The 23,230-nt window shown below is 40.9% G+C and carries 21 protein-coding genes; 16 read left to right on the forward strand and 5 right to left on the reverse strand.

The features are described 5' to 3' along the window. Positions 1 to 128: 128 nt before the first annotated feature. Complete coding sequence (locus AAV98_RS04335) at positions 129 to 2,030, reverse strand: heavy metal translocating P-type ATPase (protein ID WP_060664319.1); 1,902 nt, start codon at positions 2,028 to 2,030, stop codon at positions 129 to 131. A gap of 268 nt (positions 2,031 to 2,298) precedes the next feature. Here AAV98_RS04335 and AAV98_RS04340 point away from each other — a divergent pair, with 268 nt between their 5' ends. Then, a complete protein-coding gene (locus AAV98_RS04340; protein WP_060664320.1) occupies positions 2,299 to 3,252 on the forward strand; it encodes a DMT family transporter in 954 nt (317 codons plus the stop codon). A 42-nt stretch (positions 3,253 to 3,294) separates the two neighbouring features. On the opposite strand, the gene AAV98_RS04345 is transcribed toward AAV98_RS04340, so the two are convergent. Next, on the reverse strand, positions 3,295 to 3,444 hold the full coding sequence (locus AAV98_RS04345) for a BH0509 family protein (RefSeq protein ID WP_010191652.1): 150 nt from the start codon (positions 3,442 to 3,444) through the stop codon (positions 3,295 to 3,297). Positions 3,445 to 3,687: 243 nt separating this feature from the next. Here AAV98_RS04345 and AAV98_RS04350 point away from each other — a divergent pair, with 243 nt between their 5' ends. Then, on the forward strand, positions 3,688 to 4,152 hold the full coding sequence (locus AAV98_RS04350) for an SRPBCC family protein (RefSeq protein WP_060664321.1): 465 nt from the start codon (positions 3,688 to 3,690) through the stop codon (positions 4,150 to 4,152). A gap of 312 nt (positions 4,153 to 4,464) precedes the next feature. Here the strand turns inward: AAV98_RS04350 and AAV98_RS04355 are convergent, their stop codons facing one another. Further along, the gene (locus tag AAV98_RS04355; RefSeq protein WP_060664322.1) at positions 4,465 to 5,628 is read right to left on the reverse strand and encodes an MFS transporter; all 1,164 of its coding nucleotides are present in this window, start codon (positions 5,626 to 5,628) and stop codon (positions 4,465 to 4,467) included. Between the two features lie 150 nt (positions 5,629 to 5,778). Between AAV98_RS04355 and AAV98_RS04360 the strand changes: the two genes are divergently transcribed. From AAV98_RS04360 to AAV98_RS04425, 14 genes are all read left to right on the forward strand, one after another. Continuing rightward, positions 5,779 to 6,159 (forward strand): OsmC family protein, encoded by a 381-nt coding sequence (locus AAV98_RS04360; protein WP_060664323.1) that lies wholly within the window; start codon positions 5,779 to 5,781, stop codon positions 6,157 to 6,159. 508 nt (positions 6,160 to 6,667) lie between these two features. Continuing rightward, positions 6,668 to 7,414, forward strand: a complete 747-nt coding sequence (map, locus tag AAV98_RS04365) for a type I methionyl aminopeptidase (protein ID WP_060664324.1) — start codon at positions 6,668 to 6,670, stop codon at positions 7,412 to 7,414. Positions 7,415 to 7,430: 16 nt separating this feature from the next. Beyond that, positions 7,431 to 8,156 carry a hypothetical protein gene (locus tag AAV98_RS04370; RefSeq protein ID WP_060664325.1) on the forward strand — a complete coding sequence of 242 codons (726 nt, stop codon included), beginning with the start codon at positions 7,431 to 7,433 and terminating at the stop codon, positions 8,154 to 8,156. Positions 8,157 to 8,516: 360 nt separating this feature from the next. Continuing rightward, positions 8,517 to 9,512: an N-acetylglucosamine kinase gene (locus AAV98_RS04375; protein ID WP_060664326.1), complete on the forward strand. Its 996-nt coding sequence runs from the start codon at positions 8,517 to 8,519 to the stop codon at positions 9,510 to 9,512. A gap of 6 nt (positions 9,513 to 9,518) precedes the next feature. Next, positions 9,519 to 10,370: a MurR/RpiR family transcriptional regulator gene (locus AAV98_RS04380; protein ID WP_060664327.1), complete on the forward strand. Its 852-nt coding sequence runs from the start codon at positions 9,519 to 9,521 to the stop codon at positions 10,368 to 10,370. 30 nt (positions 10,371 to 10,400) lie between these two features. Further along, on the forward strand, positions 10,401 to 11,312 hold the full coding sequence (murQ, locus tag AAV98_RS04385) for an N-acetylmuramic acid 6-phosphate etherase (RefSeq protein ID WP_060664328.1): 912 nt from the start codon (positions 10,401 to 10,403) through the stop codon (positions 11,310 to 11,312). A 22-nt stretch (positions 11,313 to 11,334) separates the two neighbouring features. Beyond that, positions 11,335 to 12,657: an ABC transporter substrate-binding protein gene (locus AAV98_RS04390; RefSeq protein ID WP_231687691.1), complete on the forward strand. Its 1,323-nt coding sequence runs from the start codon at positions 11,335 to 11,337 to the stop codon at positions 12,655 to 12,657. Positions 12,658 to 12,718: 61 nt separating this feature from the next. Further along, positions 12,719 to 13,639: a carbohydrate ABC transporter permease gene (locus AAV98_RS04395; RefSeq protein ID WP_082380769.1), complete on the forward strand. Its 921-nt coding sequence runs from the start codon at positions 12,719 to 12,721 to the stop codon at positions 13,637 to 13,639. A gap of 18 nt (positions 13,640 to 13,657) precedes the next feature. Further along, the gene (locus AAV98_RS04400; protein WP_231687692.1) at positions 13,658 to 14,551 is read left to right on the forward strand and encodes a carbohydrate ABC transporter permease; all 894 of its coding nucleotides are present in this window, start codon (positions 13,658 to 13,660) and stop codon (positions 14,549 to 14,551) included. Between the two features lie 9 nt (positions 14,552 to 14,560). Continuing rightward, positions 14,561 to 15,670, forward strand: coding sequence for an ABC transporter ATP-binding protein (locus AAV98_RS04405; protein WP_060664329.1), 1,110 nt, complete (start codon positions 14,561 to 14,563; stop codon positions 15,668 to 15,670). Between the two features lie 42 nt (positions 15,671 to 15,712). Then, entirely contained in the window at positions 15,713 to 16,387 is a 675-nt protein-coding gene (locus tag AAV98_RS04410; protein ID WP_060664330.1) for a hypothetical protein, read from the forward strand. A 9-nt stretch (positions 16,388 to 16,396) separates the two neighbouring features. Beyond that, positions 16,397 to 17,554 (forward strand): exo-beta-N-acetylmuramidase NamZ family protein, encoded by a 1,158-nt coding sequence (locus AAV98_RS04415; protein WP_060664331.1) that lies wholly within the window; start codon positions 16,397 to 16,399, stop codon positions 17,552 to 17,554. 13 nt (positions 17,555 to 17,567) lie between these two features. Further along, the gene (locus AAV98_RS04420; protein WP_060664332.1) at positions 17,568 to 19,172 is read left to right on the forward strand and encodes a glycoside hydrolase family 3 protein; all 1,605 of its coding nucleotides are present in this window, start codon (positions 17,568 to 17,570) and stop codon (positions 19,170 to 19,172) included. Between the two features lie 2 nt (positions 19,173 to 19,174). Beyond that, the gene (locus AAV98_RS04425) at positions 19,175 to 20,356 is read left to right on the forward strand and encodes an anhydro-N-acetylmuramic acid kinase (protein WP_060664401.1); all 1,182 of its coding nucleotides are present in this window, start codon (positions 19,175 to 19,177) and stop codon (positions 20,354 to 20,356) included. A 50-nt stretch (positions 20,357 to 20,406) separates the two neighbouring features. Here AAV98_RS04425 and AAV98_RS04430 read toward each other — a convergent pair whose 3' ends face one another. Both AAV98_RS04430 and glcD read right to left on the reverse strand, forming a co-directional pair. After that, entirely contained in the window at positions 20,407 to 21,747 is a 1,341-nt protein-coding gene (locus tag AAV98_RS04430; protein ID WP_060664333.1) for a (Fe-S)-binding protein, read from the reverse strand. Beyond that, positions 21,744 to 23,156, reverse strand: a complete 1,413-nt coding sequence (gene glcD, locus AAV98_RS04435) for a glycolate oxidase subunit GlcD (RefSeq protein ID WP_060664334.1) — start codon at positions 23,154 to 23,156, stop codon at positions 21,744 to 21,746. Before glcD ends, AAV98_RS04430 begins: the two co-directional genes overlap by 4 nt. Between the last annotated feature and the right edge of the window lie 74 nt (positions 23,157 to 23,230).

The following is a 23,230-nucleotide window of genomic DNA, read 5'->3' on the forward strand; positions in this document are numbered from 1 at the left end:
CGGTACAAAACAAAATTCTAAGCACAAACCGAAGAATAAAACTTCAGGAAGTGCGAACGGACAAAACGGTTATCACTAGATAGCAGAAAAGCAGCTGGCACATTGCCACGCTGCTTTTTTAATCTGCGTTATCGTAATAATCTTAATCCATTTAGTATAACGAGTATGGTACTGCCTTCATGGCCAATGACACCAAATGGAAGGTCAATGAATTGAAGGAAGTTGGAACTGATAAGAAGCATTATAACAGTGATTGAGAAGATGACATTTTGTTTAATAATCTTGTTCATTCTTTTTGAAAGCTTTATGGCTTCTGCAATTTTCACTAAATCATTTTTCATCAGTACAACATCAGCAGTTTCCAATGCTACATCTGTGCCTTCTCCCATTGCTATTCCCACATTAGCAGTTGCAAGTGCCGGTGCATCATTTATCCCGTCCCCAACCATGCCGACCATGTTATATTCCTTTTTTAAATTTTTTACGGTCTCTACTTTTGTCTCTGGCAAGCATTCCGCAACATATTTTCCAATAGCGGCTTGTTCTGCAATGGCCGCCGCTGTGCGTTCACTATCACCAGTAATCATAATGGTCTGAACTTGAAGAGTACGAAGTAGCTGGATAGCTTCTACTGTTTCTTTACGAATAACATCTTTTAATGCCAGAATGCCGACAATTCCTGCTTCATCTTTTACATAAACGATCGATTTTCCTTCATTGGTGAAGGATCCTGCAATCCCATCGCCAAACATTTTGGCAGTATCAGCGCCAACAAATTCTGCTTTGCCGACAAGATATTCCTTTTCATGTAAGTTTCCTTTTACTCCCCAGCCTGCTTTATCATCCAAGTGATCCGGACGTATTAGCGGTTTAGGGCTATTCTTTCGGGCGTAGGCTGTGATTGCTTGTGCCAGCGGGTGGTTAGAGTAGCTTTCAATGGAACCGACAATAAATAAGAATTCGTCCTCTGTTATATTTTCGCGGACTATCACGTCTGTTACTTCAGGCTTGCCTTTCGTTAGCGTCCCTGTTTTATCAAAAGCGATGGCTTTCAGATGACTTAAATTCTCCAAGTGAACACCGCCTTTAAACAAGATTCCTTTGCGCGCCCCATTAGAGATAGCCGACAATGTTGCGGGCATAATGGAAGCAACTAGTGCACAAGGAGAAGCAACAACAAGTAGGATCATCGCCCGGTAAAAGGTTTCGTTCCAGCTCCATCCGAGGATGAAATGGGGAAGAACCATCATGACGGCAACAACGCCAAGGACAATCTTCACATACGGTCCTTCAAAACGTTCCAAAAATTGCTGAGAAGGAGATTTTTCACTTTGAGCATTTTGGACAAGATTGATAATTTTTTGGAACAAGGTTTCTGTAGAAAGCTTGGTGACCTCCACCACTATTGAGCCGTTAACGTTCATGGTTCCAGCATAGACTCCATCACCATGTTTTTTTTCAAGAGGGATTGATTCGCCGGTGATGGCAGATTCATCTATAGCGGATTCCCCTCTGACTATGTTTCCGTCAGTTGGAATACGTTCCCCAGGTTTAACAAGTACATGGTCACCTATGGCAAGGTTAGAAATATGCACTCGTTCTTCTTTGTTGTCCATTATTCTTAACGCTTCCTCAGGCTGAATGTCCATGAGGGCGGAAATTTCTTTTTGACTCCGGTTCATTGTGTATGTTTCTAAAGCGCCACTAAGTGCAAAAATAAAGATAAGTATGGCGCCTTCCATCCAATACCCGATTATAGCAGCACCAATGGCTGCAATGATCATCAGCATTTCTACATTCAGTTCTTTTTCTTCGATGGTATCTTGTATGCCTTCTTTTGCTTTAAAGTACCCACCAATCAAAAACGAAAGAATGAAAATAGGAACAGCAACGGATTGGATATCAAACTTTAATAATAACCACCCTGTAAAAATTAGTACCCCTGAAGTTATGGCAAATAGTAGTTCGATATGAGTGGTGAACCTGGTGAGAACTGTTTCTTTTTGTAGGTTTTCTGTTATATCATTCATATTTTCTAACCTCCTAATTGAGAAAAATAATCAACATCATTACCCTTATAAAAATGTTGAAAGCTGCCATCTGTGTGATAGCAGCAACACTTAAAAAGAGACTTTCCTAATGAGATTAATTATCAACAAATTATAATTATTATTAATTAGTTATTATTATAGATTAATAATTTGTAGATTACCAGTATTTTTTCTTTTCCAAGACTATACAGTATGTAAGATGTAATTCTTGTGTGTATAATGTAGCTTGGAGAGAAGGTGAATAGCCGTGAAAGCAGAAAAATTTTTTACAAGCAGGCTTGGTATCATTGCTGCGGCGATGTGTGCGACATTTCTGTGGGGCAGTGCATTTCCTGCCATTAAACTAAGTTATACGGCTTTAGATATAGGAGCGAGTGATTATGATAAGCAGCTTTTATTTGCTGGCTATCGATTTTTCCTCGCGGGTGTTATGATCTTTCTATTTTTTACCCTATTGAACCAACCGCTAAAACTGAGAAGAGCGACGATCATTCCATTGGCACAATTAGGGTTAGTACAGACGTTTTTACAATATTTATTGTTCTACTTTGGCTTAAGTTATTCAACGGGAATGCAGGGAGCGGTTATTGCTGGAACGGCTTCGTTTTTTCAAATACTGTTTGCTCATTTTTTATATGCCGATGATTCCTTGTCTGTCAGGAAATGGATTGGTATAGCATTGGGGTTTGGCGGCGTGTTGGTGGTTAATTTACCAAAAGCCGGTGCTGGTGTTCAATTTGGAATAGGGGAGTTACTTCTTTTGCTGGCGATGATGGCTTCTGCTTATGGAAATATTATGGCAAAAGAACGCGCGGGATCCATGAATGTGTCCTATCTAACGGCGTATCAAATGTTGTTCGGGTCGGTAGGATTAATTGTCGTTGGGGGAGTAAGCGCAGGGTTTCTTCCATTTGCCTTTGATGGGTACACACTGTTGCTTGTGGTCTATCTTGCATTTTTATCCGCAGCAGGCTTTATACTGTGGAACAACGTAATGAAATATAACAAGGTTGGTAAAGTGTCGATGTACCTTTTCCTCGTACCTGTTTTTGGTGTAATGCTATCTGGTATGTTTTTAGGTGAAGTTATGCACTATTCCATATTGATTGGCTTAATGCTTGTGGTGGTAGGTATTATTATTGTTAATGGACAGAAAAAAGCAAAAGTAACACAAAATGAAAAACTGCAACCTTCCGCTTAATGTGGGAGGGGTGCAGTTTTTCTGTTTAGGTGGGGCTCCTCTTTAGAGACTTTGATGAATCATCATTTGTTCGTAAACATTATTGTATAAATGCTCGATGTCGGCATCTGTCATAAAAGCAAGTGACTCACGATCTGCCTTCTTCATCACTTCAATAAAATTAATCATGTTTTTACGTTCCTGTCTGCTCATGTTATCTTCTCCTCCTTTGTATTAGTACAGTGTATGTTCTATTGATATTATTATATAACAGAATATTTAGAAATGGAACAACTTTTTGAAATTTTTTTAAAAAAAGGGTCAGACCCCTTTGTGTCGCGGTAATGAGGTAATATGTCAAAGGGGAAGGTAGTGGGAAAAGGAGTGTATTGCAAAAGTTAGTGGTGTGGTAGGATTGAAAATTAGATAGAGTTTTTTGAGTTAGGAGGAAAATGTATGGTGAATGTTACAACGGAAATTATCATTAACTGTTCAAAGATGAAGGTGGCGGAATATGCGGCAAATCCGGATCATGCACCAGTTTGGTATGATAATATCGATTCATCGGAATGGATGACACCTAAACCTTTGCAGTTAGGTTCGCAGGTTGCGTTTCGAGCAAAATTTCTGGGCAAGGAGCTCGCGTACATATATGAAATTGTTGAATTCATATCGGGTGAAAAATTAACAATGAAAACTGTACAAGGTCCATTCCCAATGGAAACGACGTATACATGGACTGCAATAAATATCAATACAACTAAGATGACCCTGCAAAACAAGGGAGAGCCAAAGGGCTTTTCCAAATTGTTTTCACCTGTTATGGCAACCATGATGAAAAAGGCAAACGACAAGGATTTGAAGAAAATTAAGGGGATTTTGGAAAACCAATATATTCTGGGACAGGAAAAAGGAGACTAATAATGTTTTTCAAAAAGACATGTTATTTTTGTAAGAAAAAAATAAGAACCTATTTTACTTACAAAGAAAAAAACAAAAAGATTTACTGCTGTCAGCTTTGCAAAGCCTATGCAAATAGGAGAGCGTTTGTCCCATATAAATAAGTCTATCAAATCGCTGCTTACATTTATTATTTATTACCCACCATCTTTTACAGTTTACGCCTGCTAAAAACACCTGTTGTCCTTTTAAGAGGACAACAGGTGTTTATCTATAAATCATTATTATTAATGAGATTACGTGGAGGATGCAAGGGGGGGTTATAATAACGATTTAACCTTTTACCGCAACAAGCCCACGCTCTCCAAAAGTGTAAGTCAATAAAAATATAATAAATAGTAAAAAACTAATGATATGAAAAAAGCTGATATCCGAAAAGAACTGTATAAAAAGTCCTCCAAAGAATGGCCCGCCTAGACTACCAATACTAAAGGCAATTCCACACATAAGGTTACCAGTAGGGAGAAGGTTCTTCGGCATAAGGTCTGTCATATAGCTGATGCCAAGAGAGAAAGTCGAACCCACGAGCATTCCTGCGATGAAGATGCATACCGCCAAGGCGATGAATGTACCTTCGAGGAAACTCGCTGTTACAAAACTTAAGCAACCTAGGGAAAGAATGACCAGTAAGATATTCCGACGACCAAATTTGTCGCTCAATATCCCAAGAGGCAACTGAAAAACAATCCCACCGATAGCAAAGGAAGCAAGTAACACAGAAACATTTCCAACCTCAATTCCAGTCCTCAAAGCGTATATAGGGAAACTTCCGTTCAGCGAAGCTTCCAGAAAACCATAGCCTAAAGGCGGTAGGAATGCAATCCAACCGTATTTCCAGGCTTTACGAAAACGTTTGATGGTTTCGATGAAGGAATTCACTCCAAGTTCTTGTTCTGGATGCTCATTTTTCAGGAAAAATAAGAACAGCCAGCCTATCAAACAAAGAAAGGAAGATACGATAAAAGGTAGGGCCTGGTTGATTTCCACCAAAGGAGTCATAAGAGGCCCAGTGGCAAAACCAATTCCAAAAAACACGCCATATAGAGAAATATTTCGGCCCCGTACATTTTCAGCCGAAAACGATGTAATCCAAGTTTGGGTTGCAAAGTGCAAGGCATGGTCCCCAATTCCAATCAGCAACCGCAATACAAACCAGAACCAAAAGCTCTGCCATATTGGAAAAAGTGCAAGGGAGACAACAACTAGAAAACCGCCGACCAATATTACTGGACGGTAGCCATATTTACGTAAGGGTTGTTCCATAAAAGGGGATGCAAGCAATATTCCTATATATAAGGCTGTGGCGTTTAGTCCATTTAAAGTAGAAGATATGCCACTATGTTCAAATATGACAGCAATTAAAGGTAGCAGCATTCCTTGGCTAAAGCCAGAAACTGCTACAATGGATACAAGAATCCAAAAACGAAAACGATTCATAAGATGCAACCTCGAAATGTTAGTATTTTTCCACCCCTAATTCTACCTAACTTATACCGATTTTGGAATGGATAAAATGTAGCAGACAAAAAACTGGCAAGGTTATTTGGAGATTTGCTATTCTAAGTGTAAGAAGGAGATGACAACCAAATGGAATTTAAAATGAGAGAAGTCGGTTTTAAAACGAACCTAGAATACGGAGAGTTACACGTTGCCGGGGATGAGCAATACGGTTTCCGTCCGTATCAGTTGATGGTATCTTCCATCGCAGTTTGCAGTGGCGGCGTTCTAAAAAGTATCCTGAAAAAGAAGCGCATGGAAATTGAGGATATCACGATTAATGCAGATGTTACACGTAACGAAAATGAAGCGAACCGAATTGAGAAAATACATATTCATTACACGATTAAAGGACAAGACCTGGTGGAGAGCAAAATTGAGTCTGCCATCGAGCTTGCCAGCAAGAACTGTCCGATGGTTCAATCTGTAAAGGGCAGCATTGAAATTGAAGAGTCATTTGAATTGGTTTGATATATTTTGAAGTACTATCCACTTGGTTGGATAGTGCTTTTTTTAGTTGTGGGTTAGGGTTGGATAATTGATCCTTTTTGATTAAGGAGGAATCTCAAAAAATGGGGTTGAATTTGCACAAAATCAGCAAAAACACATGTTTTTATCCATCTCCAAATGTGTTCGGTCATTAAGGGCCGTGGTTCGGACATTTTACTCGTATTTAGGCAAGGGGTTCGGACAATTGAGGGTGAGGTTTGGTCAATTTTTCCCCACCTTTGGACACTCAAAAATTTCGTTCGGTCATTTAACGTCAATCTTCGGTCAACTTCGCCAAATCTTTGGTCAAAATCGCGGAAACTTCGGTCAAAAAACCTAAATCTTCGGACAAATAAACTTGCGACACAAATCCAAAGCACCAAAATCCCACTAAACACTTTCCTACGGGTATTTTCATAAACTAACTATCAATATAAAAAAGGAAAATTTTATAATATATAGAATACAAACAGAAGAGGGTGCAAACACAATGATAATTCTAAAATCAGAAAGAGAAATAGAAGCGATAGCAAAAGCGGGAAAACTCCTGGCTGCCTGTCACAAGCGATTGAGAAAAAAAGTTAAACCCGGAATAACCACCATGGAGATTGATAAATATGTGGACGCATTTTTAAAAAAGAATAGTGCCAAATCGGAACAATACGGTTACAAGGGATACCAGTTTGCGACATGTGCTTCCATTAATGATGAGATTTGTCATGGATTCCCGAGGGAGACATCTCTAAAAAAAGGAGATCTTGTCACGATTGATATGGTAGTAAATCTCCATGGAGCACTAGCAGATTCGGCATGGACCTATGCAGTTGGTGAGGTAAGTGATGCGGCCAAAAAACTGATGGATGTGACGAAACAATCCTTATATCTAGGAATTGAACAGGCTGTAGTCGGAAACAGAGTGGGCGATATTGGTTATGCAATCCAAACATACGTAGAAAAAAAAGGCTATTCAGTAGTTCGTGATTTCACTGGACACGGGATTGGCAAAAACATTCATGAAGGACCGCAAGTTTTTCACTTTGGATCTCCGGGTCGGGGCGTTCGTTTAAAGGAAGGAATGGTCATCACCATTGAACCAATGGTAAACGAAGGAAACTGGCAGAGTAAGATGGACGATAATCGATGGACGGCTAGGACAGTGGACGGAAAGCTTTCTGCACAATATGAACATACCATTGCCATCACAAAGAATGGGCCTGTTATTTTGACTGAGCAATAGAAAGGGGAGCAAAAAATTGATTAATAGATGGAATGATTTAAAGGTCTATGAGTGGATAGAAAAAGAAAGGGTAGACGTTGACCTCCAAAATTGGAATGGCGGCAGAGTCGGTAATCTGATTCCCAATGGCTATACCCACTACTGCAAAATCATGAATTCGACTTTTTATCGAGACCAAGGTATCCAAGATGAGACACTTTTCTGGAGTCAGTTCCATCCACTTGACCATGAAATAGAGATCGATTTAGGGGAAGGAATTACTCTAAAGGAACTCGCAAAAAAGTACAGTATCGCATATGACAAAAATATCAGCAGCCATGCAATAGCCAAAAAGCTTGGCGGCAGTCCAAGGTATTTAATTTATCCTGATGAAGGTCGTATCAATCTAGATGTACTGAAGGAAATGACCAAGGTATTGGCACCCTTCGCGAATAATAAAACATGTTATTTCTTTTATCATATTATGAAGCTAATTGGCAGGATCCCGGAAGATGAAGTGGAAAACGGGCATCTGTATACAGGAAAACTCAGCGATATATATACTATTTATAACAAGGGGGAATTGGACGGCCTGGCATCCCCTACATATTGGTGGCCCGAAGATCGCAGCTGGTGCGTGTCCACCGACTATGACCTTGATTTCACGATTTTCGGAGGTAACAAACAACTATTTGATGCATTAATGTTCAATGATAAGTTGGAATGTATAGAAGTAGACTTGGAAACTAGGATTGATGAATAAAATTGTATAGCCTTTATGCTAGAGTAATATGCGGCAACCTTGTTGATGGGAGTGGAAGGCGCGTAGACTCCTCGAAAATGCTAACGCATTTTCTTCGTGCGATGAGTCGCTGCCGTAGCCTTCCTTGTCCTGCCCGAGGAAGCTCTCGGACCGCCCGCGGAAAGCGAAACGCCTGGAACGAAGATTAATCGATACATGTTATAACTAAAATGGTTAATAGTTTCTAGGTTTGTTAACCACTCTCCCCGAGTGGTTTTTTAGAACCATTATTGAAATTTAATTTCAATAATGAAAAAAATCGTTGACACTAAAAATCAGAAAATTTATACTTATATTAATAAAAGTGTTAGGGGATTAACAATGATTATAGGCATTGACGGGGGAGGCACCAAAACTACCGGAGTGGCTGTAGACGAGGACGGAAAAATCCTTGCATTAAAAACGGTAGGTCCCTCTAACCCAAATAGTTCGTCCGAAGAAACAGTTCGTCTTGAAATCAATGAGTTGATTTCTATTTTAACAAAAGGGAAAGCGCTTACAGAAAAAGACGTAGTATTTGCCGGAATATCTGGTGTAGAAAGTGGAGGAAAAAAAGAGTGGTTTATGAAATTGTTAAGAGCGTTCACCGGTCCTTATGCGAAAATTTTCGTTGATAACGATGCTGTGACAGCACTTTATTCGGAAACAAAAGGTCAACCAGGCATTGTATGTATCAGTGGAACAGGTTCTATCGTCTATGGAATTAACGACATGCTAAAACGTGACCGTGTTGGTGGCTGGGGATACCTGATTGGCGATGAGTATAGTGGATTTGCCCTTGGGAAAAAAGCGTTGGATCATATTTTTGCTGAATATGATCAAGGCGATTCGCCTGGAGAATTGACTGATAAAATACTCAACCTATTTAAAGTAGAGAGTGTTCCTGAATTGGTACCTGTTATGTATGAGATGGGGAAAAGCCGGGATAGGGTAGCTTCCATTGCTAAAATTGTAATAGAGCATTCCTCTATAGGTGATGAAAAAGCTAGTGGTTTCCTCCTTGAAGCAGCAGATTCTATGATGAAAGATATTACTTTATTATTCCACAAATTATATGGGCGTGAAGGTGTGCCTGCGCAAGTTCCTATCGTTTTAACAGGCGGAATTAATCAACATGCCAAAGAGATTATCACTTATCTGCAAGAAAAAGGATTGAAAGAGCGTTCGCCGTTTTCTTTCAAGCTGGCAGCCCAGCATCCTGTGGCAGGTGCTATATATGCTGCTCATAAGGAAATGGGGAATGACATCACTCCTCTCTTTATAAAAAGGTTGGAAGCAGATTTAACAACATGGATGAAAACAGATATAGAAGGATGATAGAAAATGAATGGTGGACTATTACGGTTACGTGAAGCATTATCAACAATCAATCCCGCGGAGAAAAATGCCGCAACTTTCATACTCGAACACCCTGAAGAGGTTTGCACCTTATCAGTGAAAGAATTGGCTGACAAGAGTAATTCCAGCCAAGCGGCCATCATCAGACTTTGTAAGAAAATTGGTCTGGATGGGTACAAAGAATTAAAACTTCGTATCGCAGGAGATGTTACAAGCATCTCTTCTAACAACCAAGAAGCCTATCATGAGTTCAAATATAATGCAGATATTCCGACATTTATGAAGACCATTACCGAAAACAATATTAAATCTCTACGCGACACGTTGGAACTACTAGATAAAGAGGAAGTAACCAAAGCCGTTCAGCTGTTACATAAAGCACATCGGATAGACTTCTACGGAGTGGCAGCATCACAGTTGATTGCTCAGGATGCCCAACAGAAATTTATGCGAATTAATAAGCTTTGTACAGCGTACAGTGATTCCCACCTGCAACTTACATCTGCTACAACCATGACAAAAAGGGATGTAGCTGTTGGGATATCCTACTCAGGAGAGACAACACAGACAATTGAGGCAATCAGGGAAGCAAAGAAGGCTGGGGCATTAACAATCGCGATTACGAAATATGGGATGAATCCTTTGAAGGAGCTTTCTGATATTTCTTTATCCATCTCTTCTATGGAATCTTCCATTCGAAGCGCGGCAACTTCTTCTAGAATCTCGCAATTGAATGTAATAGATATATTATTCACTGCAGTAGCAGCGATTGACTTTGAGCAATCGGTCGAATATCTGAAAAAATCAAGAGAGACAATCAATAACATATACAGATAATAAGAGATACATTAAAAAGGTGATGTGATGATGGGATTAGAAAATTTGCAAGATTTAGTGACGGAACAGCAAAACTTGAAAACATTGAAGATAGATCGTAAGTCTACCGAAGAAATTCTAGCTGTCATCAATGAGGAAGACCAAACAGTACCTCTTCATATAAAAAGGGAAATCCCAAGCATTGCTGCGGTGGTGGATCAAGTGGTGAAATCCTTTGAAATGGGCGGAAGGCTCTTTTATGTTGGCGCAGGAACGTCAGGGAGAATCGGAATCTTGGATGCCTCCGAGTGCCCCCCGACTTTTGGAACCTCTTCAGAAATGGTGAAGGCAATCATTGCTGGTGGGGAATCGGCAATTTTTAAGGCAGTAGAGGGTGCTGAAGATAGTGAAGAGCTGGGAGCATCGGACATGCACAATAATGGGGTAAGGCTTCATGATGTGGTCATAGGCATCACAGCTAGTGGAAGAGCTCCTTATGTAATAGGTGCCCTAAAGGAAGCAAAAAAACTTGGTGCTCATACGGTTTCCTTCACTTGCACAAAGGATTCGGCCCTTAACAAAGTAGCAGATTATAAGATTAATATAGAGGTTGGTCCAGAAGTTATCACTGGTTCTACAAGAATGAAAGCTGGTACGACACAGAAGTTGGTTCTGAATATGATTACAACCACTTCAATGGTGAAATTGGGGAAAGTATACAACAATTTAATGGTGGATGTTCAACCGTTAAATAAAAAACTGGTAGATCGTGCAAAAAGGATTATCCAAAACGTGACTGGTTGCACATTTGATGAAGCTAGTGAGCTCTTTGATCAATCAGAAGGTAATCCGAAAATCGCTATTATCATTTATACCTGTCAAGTCGACAAGGACAAGGCGGCAGAATTATTGAAAGACGCAAATGGATTCGTTTATAAGGCTATTAAGGCTTATAATAAATAAAAATTATCAAGGGGGAATTGGTGTGAAAAGGGGTTTAAGTTTATTGATGGTCATGTTGCTTGTAGCTGCCGTGGTTCTTGGCTGCTCCAACAATTCATCGACATCATCTGATGGAAAAGACGTCGTAACAGTTTGGACATATCCTGTTCATGGTGAATATGAAGCAGAATTAAAAGAGTTGATTGCTTCATTTGAAAAAGAAAACGAAGATATTGAAGTTAAATATGAAGTGCTAAGCTGGGCGGAAGGTCCACAGAAATTTGATATTGCTTTGAACTCTGGTAACCCACCGGATGTTTATTTTGGAAAACCACAAGGTAAATATGTGGATTCCGGTTTAATTGTTAACCTTAATGACAAATTGAATGTTTCTCAAGATGATTATAATGAAGTTGCTTTAGATTATATGAAAATTGAAGACAATCTGTATGGTTTGCCAATTTACATGTTCTTGCATGTATGGGGTGGAAACAAACAAATGTTAGAAGCAGCTGGCGTTGATTATGAAAAAATTCAACAAGAAGGCTGGACTTGGGATGAGTTTGAAGAACTAGCATCTAAAGGTGTTGGGAAGAAAGACTCTGGTGAAGATACTTATGGATTTGTATTCCAAGGAAACAACGAAGAACTTCTTGTTCATTTAGCGATGAATAACGGTCTTCCTAGCCGTTATAATGCGGATGGAACAACTTGGAATGACGATAAAATCTTAGAAACAATGAAGTATATTAGCAACTTGGTTGATTCTGGCATTATGCCGAAAGAAACGGCGGCAGTTGACCCTGCAAAACGGATGGAACTTTTCTATAACCATCAAGCAATGTTCTTTGGTCGCGCAATCCCTTATTTTGACCCAGTAGTAGAAGCTCATAATGAAGAGATCAAAGCAGGAAAAATTGAAGGGGAAGAAGTAGATTTCGTTTTATTACCAATTCCTCATAACGAAGGGGAAGAGCAAGTATCATTTGGTGGATCTGAAGGATACATGTTATTCACTCAAAAAAATGCGAAAGAAGAACACTTGAATAATACCGTAAAAGTATTAGAGCATCTGACAAGTGCAGAAGCTGGTAAAGCAGCAGCAGCATTGGCGTTGCCACAAGTTCATAAAGATGCGGAAGGCAAGTTTGAAATGCCATTAGCTCCTTATAATGAAACTGCTGCAGAAGTGTTAGCTTCTAAAGTGTTACCACCTGCAAACGCAAATGCTGAAATGGCAGCAAAAGATGATCGCTTCCGTACAGAGGTAGTCATTCCAACATTCCAAGGTCTATTAAGCGGTGAGTTGACACCTGAAGAGGCGTTAGAAACATTCAAGACCAAGGGTGAGGAAATCTTTAAGTAAGAAAGAAGGAAAAGAGGAGGGGGTAACGCTCTTCCTCTTTTATTTTCAAGGAGGTGTAGACATGTCAGCGAAGCCAGCAGTAGCCGCAACTACCAACAAATTTAATTTCTCCCAGTTTATAAAAGATTATGGATGGTGTTATGCCTTCATAGCTGTTCCTATTATACTCTTTTTAATGTTTACTCTCTTTCCAGTAGGTTACGCCTTTATTATGAGTTTCCAAAACTATCATGTATTAGGCTCCACATGGGTAGGGTTGGAAAACTATCAAACAATGGTAAACGATGATATCTTCTGGAAAGCGATGTGGAACACATTTATTTTTACGGTCGGTACAGTACCGGTGAATGTGGCCATCACATTATTTTTGGCAGTGTTAATCTTTCCGCGTGCAAAAAAAGCTCAGACATTCTTCAAAGCTTCGTTATATCTTCCAACGGTAGCGTCAGGGGTAACCATTGCATTAGTATGGTTCTGGATTTATGATCCGACCACTGCAGGACTTTTTAATATGTTTTTAGGTCTTTTTGGTATCGATAACATCATGTGGCTCGGGCAGAGTAGTACAGCACTATTTTCTATCATGCTAATGTCTTATCTGACAGGACATGGCGCCGGTATTATTCTTTACCTAGCGGCACTTGGAGGAATTCCAAAATCGCTTTATGAGGCAGCGGACATCGACCATGCATCCGAGTGGTCCAAATTTCGAAATATCACTTGGCCATTGCTGAAACCAACCACTTTATATCTTTTAGTAACGGGAATCATCATGAGTTTCCAAGTGTTTATGAGCATCTATCTTATGACGCAAGGTGGTCCAAACTTTGCGACAACGACCATTGCCTATTTAATTTACACACATGCCTTTGAATATTATAAATTCGGCTTAGCGGCGGCGGAATCATTTGTGCTTGGAGCAGTGATTATTGTGGCATCTGTCATCCAATTTAAAGTGATGTCATCTGATGTAGAGTTTTAGGAAAGGAGGAAACATCTTTTGGAAACGACAACGGTAAGCAATCAACATTATGCGGAAATCGCTTTGAAAAAGGAAAAAGCAAGAAATCGCAAAAAGAAGATTTATAGTGTAATCAGTTATAGCATTCTAATTTTATGGGTGATTATTACAATCATCCCCTTATACTGGATGTTAATATCCTCCTTCCGGGATACCACTGTCAGTGTCTCTTTTAAGCCTGAATGGTTTCCTTCTGAAGTGACACTTGCGACGTACGTTCGATTTTTGACAGAAACGGATGCATTACGTTGGTTGTTTAATAGCATATTCGTATCTTCCGTGTTAACCATAACCAATGTTATTTTCTCTTCTCTCGCGGGCTATGCATTTGCAAAACTGCGATTTCCGGGAAGAAATACTATCTTCTGGTTATTGCTTGGTACGATGATGATCCCAGCTCAGGTAACATTAATTCCTGTTTATATCATGATCGTAAATGTGTTCGGGTTGGTAGATACATATTTAGCCATTATGCTCCCGATGTTTACAGTAGTGGGCAACATCTTTCTGATGAAACAATACATGTCTACACTTCCTACCACTCTCATTCAAGCAGCCCGTATTGACGGGTGCAGTGAGATTGGCATATTCAGAAAGATTATTTTGCCAATATCAAAGCCCGGTGTGGCTGTGTTAGCTATCTTCACGTTTGTGTCTACGTGGAATGAATTCTTTTGGCCGTTCCTTGTTACGCAATCGAGTTCCATGAGAACCATACAAGTTGGTTTGGCTAGCTTTAAATTCCAAGATGCAACAGACTATGGAGCAATGATGGCAGGCTCCATGCTTGCTGCCCTGCCAATGTTTATATTGTTCTTTGCATTACAGCGATACTTCCTTCAAGGAATTACAATAGGTGCAGTGAAAGGATAGGTGGAAGAAATGGCAAGTATCATTATGGAAAACATCACAAAAACCTTCGTGGACGAAAAGCGTGGCGGAACCTTCACTGCTGTAAATGATGCCAGCTTTGAGATAAAAGATAAAGAGTTCCTTGTATTCGTAGGACCTTCGGGTTGTGGAAAGACGACTTCTTTACGAATGATAGCAGGTCTAGAACGGCAAACATCAGGAAACATTTACATTGGGGATAAAGTAGTAAATAATATGCACCCAAAAGATAGAGATATCGCAATGGTGTTCCAAGATTACGCGCTATACCCCCATATGACCATTGAACAGAATCTTGAATTCGGATTGAAAAACATGAAGGTTTCTAAAGAAGAAATTAAAAAGAAGGTTCAATATGCTTCCAGAATTCTAGGGCTTGATGAAATGCTTGATAGAAAACCTAAAGAATTGAGTGGAGGACAACGACAACGTGTGGCTGTAGGTAGAGCCATCGTCCGCGATCCGAAAGTTTTCCTTTTTGATGAACCTTTATCTAACTTGGATGCCAAGTTACGTGTACAAATGCGTATTGAACTGGCAGAACTGCATCAGAGATTAGGCGCGACAATTGTTTATGTAACGCATGATCAGGTGGAAGCAATGACACTTGGAGAACGAATTGTTGTCATGAATAAAGGAGAAGTCCAACAGATAGCATCACCAAGAGAGTTATACCGAAACCCTGCAAACATGTTTGTTGCGGGATTCATCGGGTCTCCACCAATGAACTTCTTCGATGCAGTACTCGAAACACCATCGACCTTAAGGATTGGTGATAATACCTTCACTATTCCAGAAGGACTTGTTAAACAATATAAAGACTATATTGGCAAAGAAGTCATTCTAGGATTACGTCCAGAAGATATTTATGACGAAGAGTTTGCGTTTACGGTTCCAACTAATAATAAAGCGGCTATAAAAGTAAAGGCCATGGAACATTTAGGTGGAGAAAATCTTGTCTACTTCTCTATGGGAGATCGAATGATTACCGCGAAAGTAAATGGCGAAAGCTTTGTTCGTCCTGGAGAAGCTAAAAATTATGTATTCAACCTAGATAAAATGCACCTGTTTGATCCAACAACAGAGAACAGAATATTTTAATCGAAATGACAACAAAGAAAAGAGTTTAAAGGAGAGAGTGCAATGGATGGATTAACACAAATTATAAGAGTCACAGGGAGAGAATATTACAAGCATATAGTTTCTATGGTCATGATCAGCCTTATAATGGTGACGGTACTTAGTCCATCCTTCTTTCTTATTAAACTACCTTTTTCCATTGTATACGTCATGATTGTAATGGGACCGCTTTTTGTGGGGGCTGCCTGGGCTGTTCAACAGTTATTGCTTGATAGAAGCACATCTGTTATCAAAAGTTTTTTTCAGGGGGTAAAAAGATACTTTCTTCCAAGTATCGGCTATAGCTTGTTTTTATCCTTTTTCGTCATCATCATTGCTGCTTCCTGGTGGCATTACAATCAAGTGGGTGGAACCTTTTCCTTTGCATTAGCGTGCTTTCAGACTTATTTCTGCGGCATGGTTTTCTTAAGTCAGATTTATACGGTTCCTCTATTGGTAAAATTTGAGTATTCACTAAAGGATAGTATCTTTACTAGTGTAAAACTTTTGGTGAAGAATCCTTTATACACCATTCTATCATTCTTTCAAATCTTATCGGTTTTTGCTTTATTGTTATTAACCGTCGTAGGACTTTTTCTTATTTTCCCAGCTCTTGCGACACTTTTTAATAACATCGTGACAAGCTCTGTCATTGCTACGGAAGAAAACATCGATAGTTGGGAAGCGGCAAATATTTAGGAGGAAAACATGGCTAAAGTCTTGTATGGAATTGATCGTTTTGTGGAAGAAAATTCAGGTGCTTGGAGCGGGAAAAGAGTAGCTCTTGTAACAAATCAAACAGGGATTACTTCTGATTTCCGCTCTACTATCGATGTGTTAAAAGAGATGGATGGAGTATCCCTTCATAAACTATTTGCATGTGAACATGGAGTAAGAGGAGATGTTCAGGCTGGTGTGCATATAGAAGATTTTATAGATGAAAAGACAGCATTGCCTGTCTTTAGCTTATATGGCCCATCCAAAAAGGTATCTACAGAGTTGTTGAAAGATGTAGATGCCATTTTTTTTGATATTCAAGACGTTGGAGTAAGGTTTTATACATACTTGGCTACCGTTAAATATATCATGGAGGCTTGTCAAAAGATCGGAACGGCCTTTGTGGTTTTGGACCGTCCAAACCCCATTGGCCCCCTTCTATCTGGAAATATCCTAGAGTCGGAGTTCTTATCTTTTGTAGGCCCTCATACTTTGCCAATATGCCATGGATTGACCATTGGGGAATATGCTAGGCTGATTCAAAAGGAATTATATCCTGAGGTCGAATTGCATGTGTATGAGGTAAAGAACTGGGATCGAAGCATGTGGGGGAATCAATGGCAGCAGCAATGGATCCCTCCATCCCCAAACATTCCACACTTCTCCACCACGTTGGCCTATCCTATTACATGCTTTATCGAAGGTACCAACCTATCAGAAGGAAGAGGAACGACCAAACCGTTTGAGTGGATTGGAGCACCTTGGTTTAAACCGGAAGAGATGATTAAGCATTTCGCTAATAAAAACCTCGAAGGTGTGGAGCTTATTTCTGCTTATTTTACGCCAAATATGAGTAAGCATGTCGGTGAACTTTGTAAGGGAGTTCAACTCTTGATTACAGATCGGAACGATTTAGAAGTTTCCAAAGCAGCATATGAATTCTTGCAATCTATCTTTTCCGTTCATGAAGAGGCAACATGGTTAGAACCTTTTAAAGAGGGCATGCATCCTTTTGCCGATTTACTGTGGGGAACGGAAAAAGTAAGGATGGGAATCGACGCCCGCATGCCGTATGAAGCAGTAGCAGAAAACTGGGGGAAAGGGTTGGAAGACTGGCAAAAACGAATAGGTTCTATACTACTCTATTGAAGGAGGACTTGGAATGAAGAAAATTCACGAGATGACATTGCAAGAAAAAGTGGGTCAATTGTTTGTTGCAGGATTTCACGGTACTTCGCCCTCTGAAGAGATAGTGAAATTAATAAAAGACTACCATATTAGCGGAGTCATATATTTTGCACGAAATGTGGCTGAGCCTGAACAGGTTCATGCGCTTTCAACAGGATTGCAGAAAACTGCAAAGGATGCGGGAGCATCTCCGCTGTTCATTTCGATTGATCAAGAGGGAGGAATGGTTGCCCGTATAACAGAAGGTGTGACGTTAAGCCCTGGCAACATGGCACTTGGCGCAGGACGTGATGAAGAAATCGCGTACCGGCTAGGTAAAGTAGTGGGGGAGGAACTCCGCATGCTTGGGATTAACATGAATTATGCGCCGTGCATCGATGTGAACAACAATCCTTTGAACCCTGTCATCGGAGTCCGCTCTTATGGCGAAAGTGCAGAGTTTGTTGCTAAGATGGGCGTTCAAGCGGTAAAAGGATTGCAGGCTGGGGATGTTTCAGCTGTTGTAAAACACTTCCCAGGCCATGGGGATACAAGTGTGGATTCCCATTTGGACCTTCCAGTAGTCCATCATGATATTAAAAGATTAAAAGAATTAGAGTTGGTGCCATTTTATGAAGCCTTTAAGCATAAAGTGGATGCTGTCATGGTTGCGCACGTCGCCTTTCCATCCATTGATCCAGAGAAAGTTCCTTCTACATTGTCTCGTCCTGTTGTAACAGGCTTGTTGAGAAAAGAAATGGGATTTAATGGAGTCGTTATGACAGATTGCATGGAGATGAACGCGATTATTGATTATTACGGCATGGAAGAAGCTGCTATACTCGCGGTTGAAGCTGGAATCGATCAAGTCTTGATCAGTCATACGTTTGAGCGACAAACAAGAGCTATTGAAGCGGTTATAAAAGCAGTAGAATCCGGTCGTATCCCACTGCCACAAATTGACGCTGCCGTGGACAGGGTACTTAAACTCAAGGAAAAAAGAACGCTTCATGAAGACATTCCGGAATGGAAAGAGATTAGCAGTGAATTAGGTTCTAGTAAACATAGAGAAATTGCCCAAAAAGCTAGTGAAGCAAGTATCACATTGGTGAGAGAAAGTGAAGGTCTTCTTCCACTTCAACCTGAAGAAAAGACTCTACTCATTTCTGTAGATCCCTATGTCACATCTGGCGCAGATGAAACCTTCTATTCAAACGTCACGGTTGGTAGTTATTTAAAGAAAAAGCTACCAAGTCTAACAGAAGTTATCACTTCCGTCACACCGAAAGAAGAAGAGCTGGATAAACTAATGTTTGCAGCCTCAGATGTGGATAAAATATTGGTGGCAACCTACCAAGCTATCCATCACGATTCTCAGGCAAAGCTTGTCCAAAGACTTGTGAAGGGATTTGGGGAAAAGGTAGGAGTCATCGCTTTACGAAGTCCATATGATGTGGAAAGATTCCCAGAGGTATCCACCTATATCCTTACGTATGAAAGCAGAAAGCTTGCCCTTCAGTCGGTTAGCAAATTCCTTTTGGGAGAAATAGAAGCAAAAGGGGAGCTGCCTATCACTCTTAGAACAGCAACGGTAAATTGATCATGCTTCACAAATTATTAACCGTTACTAGTAAACCAGAACGGATTGGAATTGGCATTATGTCTGGAACGTCTGTAGATGGAGTCGATGTTGCTATCGTATCTGTAAGGGGAAGCGGTGAAGAGTTGACGTACCGCCAACTTGCCTTTGATACGGTGGATATCCCACAAGCGTTGAGACAGCAGATTTTTAAGCAGTTTAACCCTGAAGAAAGCTCTGTGGATAAACTGTGCAGTCTTAATGTTGAAATCGGACAGCTTTTTTCCACAGCTGCCCGTACAGTTGTGGAAAAAGCCGGCTTGCGCATAGAAGATATTGACTTCATTGGATCTCATGGTCAAACGATTTATCATATACCTGTGGATCAGCATGATACTGGTTTAGTAAAATCGACCATGCAGATAGGAGAAGCATCCGTCCTGGCAGAGGTGTTTCAATGTCCTGTTGTATCTGATTTCCGGGTACGCGATATGGCGGCCGGTGGAGAAGGTGCCCCATTGGTTCCATATGTGGATCATTTGCTTTTTCGGTCTGATACAGAGAATATCGCCTTACAGAACATTGGAGGTATTGGAAATGTAACCTATTTGCCCAAAGGTGGCACAACTTCTGACGTGATTGCGTTTGATACGGGGCCGGGGAATATGATTATGGATGAGGCGATGAACATTCTTACTCAGGGCAAATCTCTTTTTGATAAAAATGGGGAGTTGGCAGCTGAAGGAACGGTTCATCATGGGATCTTGAAAGAATGGATGGATCATCCTTACTTTACGTTGCCTGTACCTAAAAGTACGGGCAGGGAGTTGTTCGGGGCTGCCTTTACCAGGAAGCTAGTTGATAGAATGCTTGAGATGGGGCTTTCTAAAGCTGACATTTTGGCAACGGTCACCATGTTTACTGCTATAACGATCGCAGATCAAACTAAACAATTCTTGCCGGGGGAAATTGATACCCTTGTAGTGAGCGGTGGAGGGGCTTATAATGCAACCCTGCTTCGTTTTTTAATGGAGTTAGGCGGCTTTGCTGTGAAAACGCAGGAGGATCTTGGATTTTCCAGCGAGTCTAAAGAGGCGGTGGCTTTTGCTATATTGGCAAATGAGACGTTGTTTGGGGTGCCTAATAATCTACCTACTGCTACTGGTGCGGCCAGGCAGGTGGTGCTTGGGAAGTTGACGGTTTGATAAAAAGAAACAAGAAAAAAGCAGTTCTGTCTGCTTTTTTCTTGTTTCTGCTACTTGTTTTCTTGTGAATGCCCCTCCAACCCCTCAAGTAAAAAATCCGCTATATGGACTGCGCGTAACACCGGGGTCAACCCTTCACGCTCTATCCCAAGCTTCATCTGGAGCAGACATCCAGGATTTGCAGTTACAATGGTCGTCGCCTCACTTTCTGCTACTTTCTCCATTTTATGGTCCAGAATCTGCATGGACATTTCAGATTCTACGATGTTGTAGATTCCCGCCGAGCCACAGCAACGGTCAGCATCTTTCATCTCATAAAAGTCTGCACCAATAACTGCCTGTAATAACATCCTCGGCTGCAGAAACGTTCCCTGTACATTTCGAAGATGGCAGGAATCTTGATAGGTGACTCGTTGCGGTCGCACCGACAAATTTTTCTCATGAAACTTCAATTCAACTAAAATAGCGGACATATCTTTGATTTTCTTTTTAAAGGTAAGCGCGCGCTCCGCCCACTCGGGATCGTCTTTTAACAGATGGTCGTAGTCGACAAGAAAGGCCCCGCAGCCACCGGCATTAGTGATGATATAGTCCACTTCAAGATCTTCAAAAGCAGCAATATTCTGCTTTGCGAGCTCTTTGCCTCTATTCTTCTCCCCGCTATGGCCGTGTAGCGCTCCACAACAATTTTGCGAGGTTGGTATGACTATCTCACAGCCTGCATGCTGGAGCAGTTTCATCGTGGCATCATTTGTTTTAAGAAACATCGTATCCATCAGGCAACCTGAGAAGAAAGCCACCCGTTTCTTTTGTGTGTCAAGCGATGGAAGATGAGATGGGCGATTTTTCATTTCCCTCATAGTAGGAACTTTTGGGAGAACACGCTCCATGCTTGCCATACTTTCCGGTAACATTCTTAGCAATCCTGTATGATGTACCGCCCTTTGAAGTCCTGACCGCTGATAGATTCCAAGAAAGTTTGTCATCATCCTCATGCGATTCTGGTGTGGAAACAGTCCTTCAAAAACAGTTTTTCGTAGTGCTCGAACTGGTAGGGAATGCTTTTTATTTTGATTGATAATGTCACGTGCCTCCTCAAGAAGGTGGCCATACTTTACCCCGGAAGGACATACAGGTTCACAAGCTCTGCAGCCTAAACATAGATCAAGGGTGCGTTCCACATCTTCATCAGGTTCTATCACACCATCCACCACCGCTTTCATTAAAGCAATTCGTCCACGTGGGGAGTGGGATTCTTTGAAACCTGACTCCACATAGGTCGGACAGGAAGGAAGGCAGAATCCGCAACGCATACAATTCAGCAATTCATCCTCGTCCATGCGACTATTGAATTCGGCTTGAATGGCATGTTTTTCTTTTGCTGAGGTCATCTCGATACCACCACCCGTTTTCTGGATTCCTTTGCAAAAACCTTGCCTGGATTCATGATGTTATTCGGGTCGAATGCCAGTTTAATCGCTTTCATGGCAGCAATGCCTTCCTTGCCGAGCTTCCATTCTAGATATGGTGCTTTCATCATTCCAACTCCGTGCTCGCCGGTGATGGTTCCGCCAAGTTCAATAGCCTTTGCAAAAATGTCTTCAAATGCTGCTTCGACACGTTCCATTTCCTCGTGATCTCGAGCATCAGTGGCTACTGTAGGGTGGAGGTTTCCGTCTCCTGCATGGCCAAATGTACAAATCTTTACCTGATGTTTTACGGAAATCTTGTTAATTGCTTTTACCATCGTGGCAATTTCTGAGCGAGGGACTGTTGCGTCCTCGAGTATTGTCGTAGGCTTAAGTCTAGCAAGTGCCGAAAGAGCGGAGCGACGCGCTGTTCGTAATGCTTCTGCTTCCATCTCCCTTTCCGCCACCTGAACAGAAACAGCCTTCTCCATGAAACAAATCTCCTTTATTTTCTGCATATCGCGTGCTACTACTTCAAGCGGGCCGTCCTGTTCAATAAGAAGAACTGCCTGCACATCTGTAGGAAGTCCGATTTTAGCAAAATCCTCGACCACTTCAAGGGTAGGCTGATCCAAAAATTCTAGTGTAGCAGGAATAATCTTATTGGAAATAATGGTGGAAACCGTTTTCGCTGCAGCCTCGATATCTTGATAAAGGGCAAGCATCGTTTGTTTCGTTTCTGGCATAGGCAAAAGTTTCAACGTAGCTTCAGTGATAATGCAAAGCGTTCCCTCTGAACCGACAAATAATCTTGTAAGGTCATAACCAGCAACATCCTTCGCAAGTTTACCACCTGTTCTAATGACATCTCCATTAGGCATGACTGCTTCTAGTGCAAGAACATAGTCACGCGTTACTCCGTACTTTAATCCACGTAATCCACCTGAATTTTCATTAATGTTGCCCCCAATCGTAGATATTTTCATGGAGCTTGGATCTGGTGGATAAAATAATCCTTTCGCTTCAACAGCTTGAATTAAATCAAGGGTTACAAGACCAGGTTGAACAGTGACAGTTAAATTTTCTTCATCTAACTCAAGAAGCTTGTTCATGTGGGTGAAAAGGAGGACGATACCGCCTTCTGTTGGACAGGTCCCTGCACAGAGGTTGGTCCCAGAACCTCTTGGGACAAGCGGAATGCGATATTCGTTACAGAGACTCACAATTTTAGAGACCTCTTCTGTATTGCGGGGAACGATGATAGCATCCGGCATAGCTTGATAGTTTGGTGTGGCATCATAGGAATAAACAAGTTTTTCTGTAGGGCTGTCCAGATAGTTATCGGGTCCGACAATATGAATAAATTGCTTTTTTAAGCCTTCACTAATCATAAAAAAATCCTCCCAGTCTATAAAACATCTTTTCTTTATTTTATAAAAAGGAGGGAAACGGCACTATGGACGAT

The sequence above is a fragment of the Bacillus sp. CHD6a genome (genome assembly GCF_001293645.1).
Taxonomy (GTDB): domain Bacteria; phylum Bacillota; class Bacilli; order Bacillales; family Bacillaceae_I; genus Sutcliffiella_A.

Bases quoted from the DNA above. Each gene is read 5' to 3' on its own strand.
- glcD (WP_060664334.1), bottom strand. From the start codon at position 23,156: ATGATTAGTGAAGGCTTAAAAAAGCAATTTATTCATATTGTCGGACCC.
- AAV98_RS04350 (WP_060664321.1), top strand. From the start codon at position 3,688: ATGGTGAATGTTACAACGGAAATTATCATTAACTGTTCAAAGATGAAG.
- AAV98_RS04425 (WP_060664401.1), top strand. From the start codon at position 19,175: ATGCTTCACAAATTATTAACCGTTACTAGTAAACCAGAACGGATTGGA.
- murQ (WP_060664328.1), top strand. From the start codon at position 10,401: ATGGGATTAGAAAATTTGCAAGATTTAGTGACGGAACAGCAAAACTTG.
- AAV98_RS04415 (WP_060664331.1), top strand. From the start codon at position 16,397: ATGGCTAAAGTCTTGTATGGAATTGATCGTTTTGTGGAAGAAAATTCA.
- AAV98_RS04380 (WP_060664327.1), top strand. From the start codon at position 9,519: ATGAATGGTGGACTATTACGGTTACGTGAAGCATTATCAACAATCAAT.
- AAV98_RS04430 (WP_060664333.1), bottom strand. From the start codon at position 21,747: ATGACCTCAGCAAAAGAAAAACATGCCATTCAAGCCGAATTCAATAGT.
- AAV98_RS04405 (WP_060664329.1), top strand. From the start codon at position 14,561: ATGGCAAGTATCATTATGGAAAACATCACAAAAACCTTCGTGGACGAA.
- AAV98_RS04360 (WP_060664323.1), top strand. From the start codon at position 5,779: ATGGAATTTAAAATGAGAGAAGTCGGTTTTAAAACGAACCTAGAATAC.
- AAV98_RS04410 (WP_060664330.1), top strand. From the start codon at position 15,713: ATGGATGGATTAACACAAATTATAAGAGTCACAGGGAGAGAATATTAC.
- AAV98_RS04345 (WP_010191652.1), bottom strand. From the start codon at position 3,444: ATGAGCAGACAGGAACGTAAAAACATGATTAATTTTATTGAAGTGATG.
- AAV98_RS04375 (WP_060664326.1), top strand. From the start codon at position 8,517: ATGATTATAGGCATTGACGGGGGAGGCACCAAAACTACCGGAGTGGCT.
- AAV98_RS04420 (WP_060664332.1), top strand. From the start codon at position 17,568: ATGAAGAAAATTCACGAGATGACATTGCAAGAAAAAGTGGGTCAATTG.
- AAV98_RS04355 (WP_060664322.1), bottom strand. From the start codon at position 5,628: ATGAATCGTTTTCGTTTTTGGATTCTTGTATCCATTGTAGCAGTTTCT.
- map (WP_060664324.1), top strand. From the start codon at position 6,668: ATGATAATTCTAAAATCAGAAAGAGAAATAGAAGCGATAGCAAAAGCG.
- AAV98_RS04395 (WP_082380769.1), top strand. From the start codon at position 12,719: ATGTCAGCGAAGCCAGCAGTAGCCGCAACTACCAACAAATTTAATTTC.
- AAV98_RS04335 (WP_060664319.1), bottom strand. From the start codon at position 2,030: ATGAATGATATAACAGAAAACCTACAAAAAGAAACAGTTCTCACCAGG.